At 60.4% G+C, this 11,370-nt stretch carries 12 protein-coding genes; 5 read left to right on the top strand and 7 right to left on the bottom strand.

From position 1 onward, the window contains the following. Positions 1-15 precede the first annotated feature (15 nt). The 4 genes from V6F91_RS03640 to V6F91_RS03625 all read left to right on the top strand — a co-directional run bounded on the left by V6F91_RS03640 (position 16) and on the right by V6F91_RS03625 (position 3,697). On the top strand, positions 16-1,161 hold the full coding sequence (locus tag V6F91_RS03640; RefSeq protein ID WP_332762400.1) for a serine hydrolase domain-containing protein: 1,146 nt from the start codon (positions 16-18) through the stop codon (positions 1,159-1,161). Positions 1,162-1,274: 113 nt separating this feature from the next. Further along, a complete protein-coding gene (locus V6F91_RS03635; RefSeq protein WP_332762398.1) occupies positions 1,275-2,381 on the top strand; it encodes an OmpA family protein in 1,107 nt (368 codons plus the stop codon). A gap of 24 nt (positions 2,382-2,405) precedes the next feature. Further along, positions 2,406-3,053 (top strand): pyridoxamine 5'-phosphate oxidase, encoded by a 648-nt coding sequence (gene pdxH, locus V6F91_RS03630; protein WP_332762396.1) that lies wholly within the window; start codon positions 2,406-2,408, stop codon positions 3,051-3,053. A gap of 179 nt (positions 3,054-3,232) precedes the next feature. After that, positions 3,233-3,697: a glycine zipper 2TM domain-containing protein gene (locus tag V6F91_RS03625; protein WP_016771369.1), complete on the top strand. Its 465-nt coding sequence runs from the start codon at positions 3,233-3,235 to the stop codon at positions 3,695-3,697. 59 nt (positions 3,698-3,756) lie between these two features. On the opposite strand, the gene V6F91_RS27345 is transcribed toward V6F91_RS03625, so the two are convergent. The 4 genes from V6F91_RS27345 to nhaA all read right to left on the bottom strand — a co-directional run bounded on the left by V6F91_RS27345 (position 3,757) and on the right by nhaA (position 6,781). Next, positions 3,757-4,014, bottom strand: a complete 258-nt coding sequence (locus V6F91_RS27345) for a DUF7683 domain-containing protein (RefSeq protein ID WP_423815308.1) — start codon at positions 4,012-4,014, stop codon at positions 3,757-3,759. Beyond that, positions 4,011-4,241 (bottom strand): DUF7683 domain-containing protein, encoded by a 231-nt coding sequence (locus V6F91_RS03620; RefSeq protein ID WP_332762395.1) that lies wholly within the window; start codon positions 4,239-4,241, stop codon positions 4,011-4,013. Before V6F91_RS03620 ends, V6F91_RS27345 begins: the two co-directional genes overlap by 4 nt. Next, positions 4,238-5,425 carry a colicin E3/pyocin S6 family cytotoxin gene (locus tag V6F91_RS03615; RefSeq protein WP_332762393.1) on the bottom strand — a complete coding sequence of 396 codons (1,188 nt, stop codon included), beginning with the start codon at positions 5,423-5,425 and terminating at the stop codon, positions 4,238-4,240. The genes V6F91_RS03620 and V6F91_RS03615 overlap by 4 nt, the downstream gene beginning before the upstream one ends. 165 nt (positions 5,426-5,590) lie before the next feature. After that, positions 5,591-6,781, bottom strand: coding sequence for a Na+/H+ antiporter NhaA (gene nhaA / locus V6F91_RS03610; RefSeq protein ID WP_332762391.1), 1,191 nt, complete (start codon positions 6,779-6,781; stop codon positions 5,591-5,593). A 251-nt stretch (positions 6,782-7,032) separates the two neighbouring features. Here nhaA and V6F91_RS03605 point away from each other — a divergent pair, with 251 nt between their 5' ends. After that, positions 7,033-8,127: a PLP-dependent cysteine synthase family protein gene (locus V6F91_RS03605; RefSeq protein WP_423815307.1), complete on the top strand. Its 1,095-nt coding sequence runs from the start codon at positions 7,033-7,035 to the stop codon at positions 8,125-8,127. Between the two features lie 124 nt (positions 8,128-8,251). Here the strand turns inward: V6F91_RS03605 and V6F91_RS03600 are convergent, their stop codons facing one another. From V6F91_RS03600 to V6F91_RS03590, 3 genes are all read right to left on the bottom strand, one after another. Beyond that, positions 8,252-9,865 (bottom strand): NAD(P)/FAD-dependent oxidoreductase, encoded by a 1,614-nt coding sequence (locus V6F91_RS03600; RefSeq protein ID WP_332762390.1) that lies wholly within the window; start codon positions 9,863-9,865, stop codon positions 8,252-8,254. Positions 9,866-9,961: 96 nt separating this feature from the next. Further along, positions 9,962-10,615, bottom strand: a complete 654-nt coding sequence (locus tag V6F91_RS03595; RefSeq protein WP_332762389.1) for a hypothetical protein — start codon at positions 10,613-10,615, stop codon at positions 9,962-9,964. 59 nt (positions 10,616-10,674) lie between these two features. Then, positions 10,675-11,274, bottom strand: coding sequence for a short chain dehydrogenase (locus V6F91_RS03590; RefSeq protein WP_332762388.1), 600 nt, complete (start codon positions 11,272-11,274; stop codon positions 10,675-10,677). Positions 11,275-11,370 lie beyond the last annotated feature (96 nt).

Below are 11,370 nucleotides of genomic sequence, written 5' to 3'. Positions count from 1 at the left end.
GCGGGGGAGTTGCGGGTGCAGATTCAGGGTCATTACGAGCTTCAATTCGAAGCGGTGCGCGAAGCATTTGCCGCACTGTTCGACGATCCCCAGGAACGCGGCGCAGCCCTGTGCATTCAGGTCGGTGGACAAACCGTTGTCGACCTCTGGTCCGGTACCGCCGACAAGGACGGCGCCGAGGCCTGGCACAGCGACACCATCGCCAACCTGTTCTCCTGCACCAAAACGTTTACTGCCGTCACCGCGCTGCAATTGGTGGCCGAAGGCAAGTTACAACTCGATGCCCCGGTCGCCCGCTATTGGCCGGAATTCGCCGCTGCGGGTAAAGAATCCGTGACCTTGCGCCAGTTGCTTTGCCATCAGGCCGGCCTGCCAGCGTTGCGCGAACTGCTCGCTCCTGAAGCGCTTTATGAATGGCAAACCATGGTCGATGCCCTCGCGGCCGAAGCACCGTGGTGGGCGCCCGGTACCGGCCACGGTTACGCCGCGATCACTTACGGCTGGCTTGTCGGCGAATTGCTGCGCCGCGCTGACGGCCGTGGGCCGGGTGAATCCATCGTTGCTCGCGTGGCCAAACCGTTGGGTCTGGATTTTCATGTCGGTCTGGCCGATGAAGAATTTCATCGCGTGGCGCATATCGCACGCGGCAAGGGCAACCCCGGCGACGCCGCGGCCCAGCGCTTGCTGCAAGTGACCATGCGCGAACCAACGGCCATGGCCACCCGTGCCTTCACCAATCCACCGTCGGTGCTGACCAGCACCAACAAACCGGAATGGCGACGCATGCAACAACCGGCGGCCAACGGCCACGGCAATGCGCGCAGTCTGGCCGGGTTTTATGCCGGCCTGCTCGACGGCAGCCTGCTCGAAAGTGACATGCTCCAAGAGCTGACCCGCGAGCACAGCCTCGGCGACGACAAGACGTTGCTGACCCGCACCCGTTTCGGTCTCGGCTGCATGCTCGACCAACCGGACGTGCCGAACGCGACCTACGGCCTCGGCCCGCGTGCGTTCGGCCATCCGGGAGCTGGCGGCTCCATCGGTTTCGCTGATCCTGAGCATGATGTCGCCTTCGGTTTTGTGACAAATACCCTCGGGCCGTATGTATTGATGGACCCGCGCGCGCAAAAGCTTGCGCGGGTGCTTGCCACTTGTCTGTAAAGCGTTGATAGAGGCTCCAGGGGCGGAACCTCAAAGGGATTTTCGATTCAAAACGGCTGTTTATCCGGGCGAAAGTGCTCTGATTTTTCATTACTTCATTTTGTGGATTTTCAATGTCATCTAAAAAGACTCTCGCCCTGGCCCTGTGTGTAGCGATCACCGGATGCGCACAGACTCCGAAAAACGATGCGGACGGCGGCAGTTGGTGGCCGTTCGGCTCCTCCGACACAGTGGCAGCCAAGGAGCCAGCACCGGCCCCGGCCCCGTTGAAACCTGCGGCGACTGCACCGGTCGCCAAGGCCGAGAGCAGCAATCCATGGTACTGGCCGTTCGGTTCCAGCGATGAAGCGACCAAAGCGGACCTGAAGGCTGAAGTTGCTCCGCAAGTGCAAAAACCGGTCGCCGTCGCCAAGGCTGACGCCGAGTCCAGTGGCAAATGGTGGTGGCCGTTCGGCGGCAAGGACCAGCCGACCGCCAAAGCCGTGCCGATGCCCGACCCCAAGGTGACTCAGGCTTGGCTCGATGACTACGAACCGCGCCTGCGTGAAGCGGTCAAGGACAGTAATCTGCAACTCGAACGCCGCGACAACGTGCTGGTCGTCACCGCGCCAGTCGAAGGCTCGTTCAACCCGGACCGCCCGGCGATGCTGCTGCCGGTCACACTCGGCCCGTTCACCCGCGTGGCGAAAATCCTCGAAGCCGATCCGAAAACTGCCGTGCTGGTACTGGGCCACAGCGACACCAGCGGTGCCGCGCCCGCCAACATCAAGCTGAGCCAGGAACGTGCGCAATCGGTGGCAGCGATCTTCCGGCTCAGCGGTTTGCAGCGCGATCGCCTGATGCTGCGTGGCATGGGTTCGGAAGCGCCGCGTGCGGCCAACGACAGCGTTGAAGGCCGTGCCTTGAACCGTCGCGTCGAATTGCTGGTGACCCCACAAAACACCATGGTTGCGCTGTTGAGCAAATACAACATGCCAGCGCCGAAGCCGGTAACCATGGTCGCGGCGCAAGACGTCAAGCCAGCGGCCAAACCAGCGACTCCGGCACCTGCTGCGAAGAAAGCCGCTGTTCCGGCGACAAAAAAGGCACCGGTGAAGAAAGCTGCGGCCAAGGCCCCTGCGAAAAAGGCCCCGGCCAAACCGGCTGCAAAGAAAACCGCGCCAGCCAAAGCCGCCACGACCGACAAGAAAGTCGCTGCGACAGACGCCACCAAAAAGTGATCCGCTAATCAAAAGGAATGCGCCATGACCCAGGCTCTGGCAGATATGCGTCGTGATTACACCCGCGATGGCTTGACCGAGGCGCAAGCCCCGGCCGAGCCGTTTGCTTTGTTTCACCAGTGGTTCGCCGATGCGGTGAATACCGAACAGGCACCGGTCGAGGCCAACGCCATGACCCTCGCCACGGTCGATGCCGACGGGCGTCCGCACTGCCGCATTCTGCTGCTCAAGGGCCTGGACGAGCACGGCTTTACCTTCTTCACCAATTACGACAGCGCCAAGGGTCAACAACTAGCGGCCAATCCATTCGCCGCCATGACGTTCTTCTGGCCGACTTTGGAGCGCCAGGTGCGCATCGAAGGGCGGGTGGTCAAGGTCACGCCGCAGGAGTCCGACGCGTATTACCAGGTGCGCCCGTTGGGTAGCCGTCTCGGGGCTTGGGCTTCACCGCAGAGCCGGGTGATCAACGGCCGCGGTGAACTGGAAGATTTGCTCCAGGCCACCGAGCAGCGTTTCTCCGACAGCCAACCCGACTGCCCGGCACACTGGGGCGGGTATCGCTTGCTGCCCGAGCGCATTGAGTTCTGGCAGGGCCGGCCGAGCCGTCTGCACGATCGCCTCAACTACCGCGCGCAGGGCGCCGCCTGGATTCTTGAACGACTCGCACCCTGAGCAGTCTACCGAGCGAGATAGCGGCCGGCGGCGCAGGATCGCTGATTTGCCGCTACTGTAAGTGGACGTTCGCTGCCGTCTGTACTTGGCCTGAATGGAAGCCAATTTATCCGGCAGGTGTCGTGACAGGCGCCAAGCCACGGAGTTTAATGAACACATGTTCTTTTGGAGTTGATGCTATGCGTAAGTCTGTTCTGCTGGTTGCTTCCTTTTCCACCATGGCAATGTTGCTGACCGGCTGCCAGTCGAGCCTGACCGGTGACTCCTACTCCCGTGACGAAGCACGTCGCGTACAGACGATTCGCATGGGCACCATCGAATCCCTGCGTCCGGTGAAAATCGAAGGCACCAAGACCCCGATCGGCGGCGCGGCTGGCGCCGTGGTCGGCGGTGTCGGCGGCAGCGCCATCGGCGGCGGCAAGGGCAGCATCGTCGCTGCGGTTATCGGTGCAGTGGCGGGCGGCCTGCTCGGCTCTGCCACCGAAGAAGGCCTGACCCGTACACAAGGCGTGGAAATCACCGTCCGTGAAGACGACGGCAGCATGCGCGCCTACGTGCAGCAGGTTCAGGAGAATGAAGTATTCCGCGTCGGCGAGCGGGTACGGATTTCCACCGTTGGCGGGACCAGCCGCGTGTCGCACTAAGCGGGATGCAGGTAAAGAAAACCCCGATCAGGTGACTGGTCGGGGTTTTTTTGGAATTTCTACTCGCTTCCATGACAGCCGAGTTGAAAATCGTAAGCCGAATCGTACAAAGCTCGACCTATCAAAGCTTCCAGTTGCTTTATTTGATCTTGGTCGAGGTCATAACAATAGATTTCGTCTTCTGGGTTGGTCCACCCCATGATTGCTCTTAGCCGCTCAATGTTGCCATGCGGAACTGGTACCTCGAAAACCAGTTGAGCGGTGTGTTTATCAAATGCCTCGACGGTATGATTCAGTTTGCAGGAGCCATAAATCATTCGACGCAAACCAGTTGAACTATGTGATTTGCGTTCAGTAGTTTCTGTCCGATCCATTTCTCAAGGGTTGTGATTTGTTCTTCAGTCAGATCATTGCCGTCAAATTCATCCTCAGGCTTCTGCCAGTTCATCAACTCCTTCAATGCTTTTTTGTGACGTGCCTCGATTTCGACCGTTCGGAGTAAGCTCTCAGTCTTTCGGTCAAAAACCTCTACTACGTGTTTCATTTTTCTACCCTCCTTGTTGAATCGGCCGGTTTTGTTTGTTCCCCCGTTTGCGGGTCGTATTCTCCAAGATGTTTTCCTTGCTTGGTGTACATCTCAACCTTGCCATGCTGAGAATCCCATTCGTAAATTTTTCCCGATGAATCTTTCCAGCGTCTGCGCTTTTTTCCTCCACCGCGAACAGAGGTTTTCAAAGGCGCTGGTTTTACATCCGGGAAGGCCGGCAGCGAAACCGGAGCGGGGTGGTAAGAGAAATCTCCAGGAACATTCAGGACGATATAAACCGGCTTGACGCCAGAGCTCGCCGGAAAAACCAGAATAAAATCCCGATACTCCGGTGGATAAACCGGATTCACCAGAATCCCGTCCGCCACTTTCGTCGGCGGATACACCCAGATATGCGGTGCCTGCGGTGCAGCTTCTAGCGCTGGGGTGCCGAGGATGTCAGAGCCATCCACAGCCGGCGTCCACAGCAGTTCGATGCCACCCCCCAGATCCGCAACGAACCGGTCACCGCGTGCAGTGAACTGCACGACATCAACCATTTCCCAATCGCGGTTCTTGCCGGTGTAGAAACCGTAACCCTTGAGCGTGCCATCGGCCCGCTGTTCGACACGCAGGCGCACGCGAGTCCGGGCTTGTTTGAGCGTGCTCAGTTGCTCATCGGTATACAGCGCGCTGTCGCCCAGGTTCGAGGGCATCAGCAGCGCAACCAACCCGAGCAAAGGTGCGACCGCAGCGCTGGATACCAACGCTGGCAGCGCTTCGAAAGCCGAGCCGGCCAGCGCCAGGCTGCCAAACCCGACGGGGAGGGTATTGGCGCTGATTTTCTTGAGGGGTACGCCGCCGCTTTCATCCGCCTCGCGAGCGCCGAGCAGGATCAGCTCGCCGTAATCCTTAAGGCTATCGGTCGGCACCATGCCGGAAGGGTTGGCGTAATCGATGATCGCGTCCGGCAACTTGCAGGACTTGGCAAACACGCAGCCAGCACGCACGGCTTCAGGTTTTGTCGCGGCCACTTCCCGGCTGCGCTCAAACGCCTCTTGCCGGGCCAGCATCGTGTCGTAGGCGTTTTGTCGCGCTTCGCGCTCGGCCAATTCAGTGGCCGTCATATAACGCCAGGTAATGTGATGCCCGTCGCCCGCCGGTGGGTTTTGCACCCGGGGAATGTCCTTGTTACGCGCCACAGATCGTCCCTTCGTTCATCATCGACAGCCCCTCGAAAGGGGCCGCACGACGTTAACGAAGCAGGAAAATTCTGGCTGTAGGACGCGTCGCTAAAGACGTGGGGATAGTTCGTCGCGTGTTAAAAGGATGATGGCGAGGGAAGATTTTCCCTCGCCATGAATCTTCTACCTTGTCGGCAATGCAGCCTGCTTGCGACTCGCCGCCGCCGTCACCGCATAACCAATCAACGCCGCCAGAATCGAACCGGTCAGAATACCCATCCGGTCCATGCCGGCGTAGTCGCTCACGCCCGGCTCGAAGGCCAGCGAGCCGACGAACAGGCTCATGGTGAAGCCGATGCCGCAGAGGATCGCCACGCCGAGGATCTGGCCCCAGTTGGCGCCTTGGGGCAGGGCGGCGATGCCGACTTTTACCGCGAGCCAGGTCAGGCCGAAGACGCCGACCGTTTTGCCCAGCAGCAGGCCGATGGCGATGCCCATCGGTACGTCGTGAGTGAAGCTTTCGACCGTGACACCGCTCAGCGACAGACCAGCGTTGGCGAAGGCGAACAGCGGCAGGATGCCGTAGGCGACCCAGGGATGCAGCGCGTGTTCGAGGGTCAGCAGCGGCGATGGCTCGGCGTTTTTCGTGCGCAACGGAATGCAGAATGCCAGCGTCACGCCGGCCAGCGTCGCGTGGACGCCGCTTTTGAGCACGCAAACCCAAAGGATCAGACCGATGATCATGTACGGCCCGAGCTTGACCACGCCGAGGCGGTTCATTGCGACCAGCGAGGCGATGCACGCCGCGGCGAGGCCGAGCGACAGGGTCGAAAGTTCGCCGGAGTAGAAGATCGCGATGATCACGATGGCGCCGAGGTCATCGATGATCGCCAGGGTCATCAGGAACAGCTTCAGCGACACCGGTACGCGTTTGCCAAGCAGGGCGAGTACGCCGAGGGCGAAAGCGATGTCGGTGGCGGTCGGGATCGCCCAGCCGCTGAGGGCGGCAGGGTTGTCACGGTTGAGAAACCAGTAGATCAGCGCCGGTATCAGCATGCCACCGACGGCCGCCGCACCGGGCAAAACGATTTGCGAGGGCTTGGACAACTGGCCGTCGAGGACTTCGCGCTTCACTTCAAGGCCGATCAGCAGGAAGAACATCGCCATCAGGCCATCGTTGATCCACAGCAGCAGCGGCTTGGCGATTTTCAACGCACCGACCTGCGCCACCACCGGCGTGTCGAGCAGGCCGGTGTACAGCCACGACAGCGGCGAGTTGTTGATAATCAGCGCGAGAATGGCTGCGGCGATCAATAACAGACCGCTGGCAGCTTCCAACTGAAAGAAACGCGTGAAAGTGCTACGCAGAGGCAAGGTCGCTCTCCATCGAATCGTCAAAAAAGGTAGGACACCCTAACCCGTACGGTTAGTTGTTAGAACAAAAGTTATATTCTTTTTTGTTATATGTCGTTACAAGGCTTTAGGCCCCAGCCACGCTGAGCCTAGCAGTTGGCGGACACATTGAGACTCAGCTGTATCTGTGCGCGCTAGCGGATTTTTCCTAAGCTGATCAGCGAGCCTCATCAAGAGGCTGATTCCTGCCCGATTCAACGAGAAACCTGACCATGAGCGACAACCGACAGTGGGCCCGCGAGGCCATCCGCATCATCGAGGCGGATTTCCAGCGTAGCGCCGATACCCACCTGATCCCCTTGCCGCTGCCGGGTTTTGCGGGCATCGAGTTGTACTTCAAGGATGAGTCCAGCCACCCGACCGGCAGCCTCAAACATCGCCTGGCCCGCTCGCTGTTTCTGTATGCGCTGTGCAACGGCTGGTTGAAACCTGGCGCGCCGGTGATCGAGGCGTCCAGCGGCTCGACGGCGATTTCCGAAGCGTACTTCGCACGGATGCTGGGTTTGCCGTTCATTGCGGTGATGCCGGCGACTACGTCGAAAGAGAAAATCGCGCAAATCGCGTTCTACGGTGGCCAGAGTCATCTGGTGCAAGACCCGACGCAGATTTACGCCGAGTCCGAGCGCCTGGCTCGCGAGCATGGCGGGCATTTCATCGATCAGTTCACTTACGCCGAACGCGCCACCGACTGGCGGGCGAACAACAACATCGCCGAATCGATCTTTCAGCAGATGCGCTATGAAAAGCACCCCGAACCGAGCTGGCTGATTTCCAGCCCCGGCACTGGCGGTACCACCGCAACGCTCGGTCGTTACGTGCGCTATCGCCAGCACTGTACCCGCGTGCTGTGCGCCGATGCCGAACGCTCGGTGTTCTTTGACTATTACCAAAGCGGCGATGCCAGTCTGCGTCTGGAGTGCGGTTCGCGCATCGAAGGCATTGGCCGGCCGCGGGTGGAAGCGTCGTTTCTGTCCAAGGTGATCGATGCGATGGTCAAAGTGCCGGATGCACTGTCGCTGGCGGCCATGCATTACCTGGCGCAGCGCCTCGGCCGGCATGTCGGCGGTTCGAGCGGGACCAACCTGATCGGTGCGCTGATGGCGGCGCAGCAGATGAAAGCGGCGGGGGAGTCGGGATCGATCGTGGCAATACTGTGCGATGGCGGCGAGCGCTATGCCGACACCTATTACGATCAGGGTTGGCTGCAGGCGCAGGGGTACGAGCTGGGTGGGTTGATCGAAGCGGTGACGGCGAGTGCCGAGCGCGGAGAGGCGCTGCCGACATCAGTCCTGCGCGCGAATATCTAAAGCCGAATGCAGAAACCAATGTGGGAGCGAGCTTGCTCGCGAAGGCGGAATCACATTCAACAACCTCGTTGAGTGACAGACCGCTTTCGCGAGCAGGGTTCTGCGTTGTTGCGAACTTGGCGGATCAGGCTTCGAGGCCGAGGATATCCCGCGCCACTGCCTCGGCAATCCGAATCCCGTCGACGCCCGCCGAAAGAATCCCGCCGGCATAACCCGCGCCTTCGCCGGCCGGGAACAGGCCCTTGACGTTCATGCTCTGCAGCGACTCGTTGCGGGTGATGCGCAGCGGCGACGAGGTGCGCGTTTCGATCCCGGTCAGCACGGCGTCATGCAGCGAATAACCGCGAATCTGCTTCTCGAATGCCGGCAACGCTTCACGGATTGCTTCAATGGCGAAGTCCGGCAGAGCCAGGGCCAGATCGCCCAACGCCACACCCGGTTTGTACGATGGCTCGACTTCGCCCAGTTCGGTCGAAGGTTTGCCATTGATGAAGTCGCCGACCAGTTGCGCTGGGGCCTTGTAGTCGCTGCCGCCAAGGATGAACGCGTGGGATTCCAGGCGCTCCTGCAACTCGATGCCGGCCAGCGGGCCGCCCGGATAATCGACTTCCGGGGTGATGCCGACGACGATGCCCGAGTTGGCATTGCGCTCGTTACGCGAGTACTGGCTCATGCCATTGGTGACCACGCGGTTCGGCTCCGAGGTCGCCGCGACTACGGTGCCGCCCGGGCACATGCAGAAGCTGTAGACCGAACGGCCGTTCTTGGCGTGGTGCACCAGTTTGTAATCGGCGGCGCCGAGTTTCGGGTGCCCGGCATACTTGCCCAGGCGCGCACGGTCGATCAGCGATTGCGGGTGTTCGATACGGAAACCTACCGAAAACGGTTTGGCTTCCATGAACACGCCACGGCTGTGCAGCATGCGGAAGGTGTCGCGGGCGCTGTGGCCGAGGGCCAGAACCACATGCTTCGAATGCAAGGTTTCGCCGCTGGCCAGTTGCACGCCGACCAGTTGGCCGTCTTCGATCATGACGTCGGAAACGCGCTCCTGAAAGCGCACTTCACCACCCAGTTCGCGGATCTGCTCACGCATGTTTTCAACCATGCCGGTGAGACGGAACGTACCGATGTGCGGCTTGCTGACGTAGAGGATTTCTTCTGGTGCGCCGGCCTTGACGAATTCATGCAGGACTTTGCGCCCGAGGAATTTCGGGTCTTTGATCTGGCTGTACAGCTTGCCGTCGGAGAATGTCCCCGCACCGCCTTCGCCGAACTGCACGTTGGACTCGGGGTTGAGCACGCTTTTGCGCCACAGGCCCCAGGTGTCTTTGGTGCGCTGACGCACTTCGGTGCCGCGTTCGAGGATGATCGGCCTGAAGCCCATCTGTGCCAGCAAAAGACCTGCGAAGATCCCGCACGGGCCGAAACCGACAACGATCGGTCGCTGGCCCAGGTCGGTAGGTGCCTGGCCGACAAACTTGTAGCTGACATCCGGCGCCACGTTGACGTTGCGGTCATCAGAAAACTTGCCCAGCACCCTGGCCTCGTCGCGCAGGCTGAGGTCGATGGTGTAGATGAAACACAGCTCGGAAGATTTCTTGCGCGCGTCGTAGCTGCGTTTGAACAAGGTGAAATCGAGCAGCTCATCGCTGGCGATGCCCAGGCGTTGCACGATGGCCGCGCGCAGGTCTTCTTCGGGATGGTCGATGGGCAGCTTGAGTTCGGTGATTCGTAACATGGCGGGGATCCGGTTCGCGGGGCGCACAACTGCGCCAGGGCGTTTGAAGGCGGCGATTATAAGCCGCAACGACCGGATCCGCTGAGGATAATACGCTCAGTCGTTGCGCGATCCGCCGAAATACCCGCAACCACGCTGCACCTGGCCGTCGATGCGCAACTCGGCACTCATGTGCTGCACGCTGCCGGTGTTGCTGTCGACGCAGCGTTGCGGGGCGACCCATAATTCGATGCGCTGGTTGTTGGCTTCGGTGCTGAGGTTGAAACGACCGTCGCCCAATTGTTCCTCGACATAAGGCACGGCCAGCGGTGGCTGACCCTCACGCTCGATGACCATGCCCTTGCCGCTGACCTTGACGTTCCATTCCGGGCCGTGACCGGCAGCACGCAGAATCAGCAGTTTGAAATTCGGATCATCGCAAGCGCTGCCGGAGCGTTCGACCCGATACAGCTGGGTCAGATCGAGGCGATCGCCAACGACCTTGCCGCGCACATCGGCAAACAGCTTGCCTTTCTCGTCGGCCAGCGTTGCGGCTTCCTGCAGCACGCTGGTGCCGCCGATGTCATTGACCACCAGCTGACGCTGCTCCTGACACGGCTGAAACACCAGCTTGCCGTCAGCCGCGGTCAGTTGCCCCTGCATCCGCGTTTGCCCGACGTGCGAAGCACTTTCGCGCTGGCCATCGAGCAACTGGCAGGCGGCAAACAACGGCAGCAGGGCAACAACGATCAACGAACGGGCGACACGCATCTTTGGCTCTCCAGACAAGTGTCGCCACGTTACGCAGCCTGACCGTTCATCACAAGGGGTCAACCAACGTGAAATGTCTGCCCGGTTTGCAGGCCTTCGACACTTTTGGCGTAGGCCAATGCCACGTCCGCCGCAGGAACAGACTTGAAGCCGCGGAAGTAGGGCGCGTATTTACCCAAGGCTTCCGTCAGAACGGTCGGGCTCACCGAGTTCACGCGCAGTCCGCGAGGCAGTTCAATCGCCGCCGCGCGAACAAAACTGTCCAGTGCGCCATTGACCAGCGCCGCCGAGGCGCCGCTGCGAATCGGATCGTGACTGAGCACGCCGGTGGTGAAGGTGAACGAAGCGCCGTCATTGGCGAATTCGCGGCCGATCAGCAGCAGATTGACCTGGCCCATCAGCTTGTCCTTCAGGCCGAGGGCAAAACTGTCGTCGCTCATTTCGCTCAGCGGCGCGAAGGTCACGTTGCCGGCGGCGCAGATCAGCGCGTCGAACGTGCCGGTCTGTTCGAACAGCTTGCGAATCGACGCGCTGTCGCTGATATCGACCTGCAAGTCGCCGCTGTTACGGCCGATGCGGATGACTTCGTGACGTTGTGACAGTTCTCTGTCTACGGCCGAACCGATGGTGCCGCCAGCGCCTATCAACAGAATCTTCATCGAGCTGTACCTCAAGTGATTGCATGAGGTTTCAGTCTAGAGTGGTTTTTCTCGCGGATAAGCGCACTAATAGGCAACCTTTGGTTTTCAAGTGGA

This window comes from Pseudomonas koreensis (assembly GCF_036668835.1).
GTDB classification, from domain to species: Bacteria; Pseudomonadota; Gammaproteobacteria; order Pseudomonadales; family Pseudomonadaceae; genus Aquipseudomonas; species Aquipseudomonas koreensis_I.
The sequence above is the reverse complement of the archived record's forward strand: the minus strand, read 5'-3'. Positions and strand labels throughout refer to the sequence as shown.

Coding starts and splice junctions, on each gene's coding strand:
- V6F91_RS03635 (WP_332762398.1), top strand. CDS start 1,275: ATGTCATCTAAAAAGACTCTCGCCCTGGCCCTGTGTGTAGCGATCACC.
- V6F91_RS03605 (WP_423815307.1), top strand. CDS start 7,033: ATGAGCGACAACCGACAGTGGGCCCGCGAGGCCATCCGCATCATCGAG.
- V6F91_RS03600 (WP_332762390.1), bottom strand. CDS start 9,865: ATGTTACGAATCACCGAACTCAAGCTGCCCATCGACCATCCCGAAGAA.
- V6F91_RS03625 (WP_016771369.1), top strand. CDS start 3,233: ATGCGTAAGTCTGTTCTGCTGGTTGCTTCCTTTTCCACCATGGCAATG.
- V6F91_RS03590 (WP_332762388.1), bottom strand. CDS start 11,274: ATGAAGATTCTGTTGATAGGCGCTGGCGGCACCATCGGTTCGGCCGTA.
- pdxH (WP_332762396.1), top strand. CDS start 2,406: ATGACCCAGGCTCTGGCAGATATGCGTCGTGATTACACCCGCGATGGC.
- V6F91_RS03595 (WP_332762389.1), bottom strand. CDS start 10,615: ATGCGTGTCGCCCGTTCGTTGATCGTTGTTGCCCTGCTGCCGTTGTTT.
- V6F91_RS03620 (WP_332762395.1), bottom strand. CDS start 4,241: ATGAAACACGTAGTAGAGGTTTTTGACCGAAAGACTGAGAGCTTACTC.
- V6F91_RS27345 (WP_423815308.1), bottom strand. CDS start 4,014: ATGATTTATGGCTCCTGCAAACTGAATCATACCGTCGAGGCATTTGAT.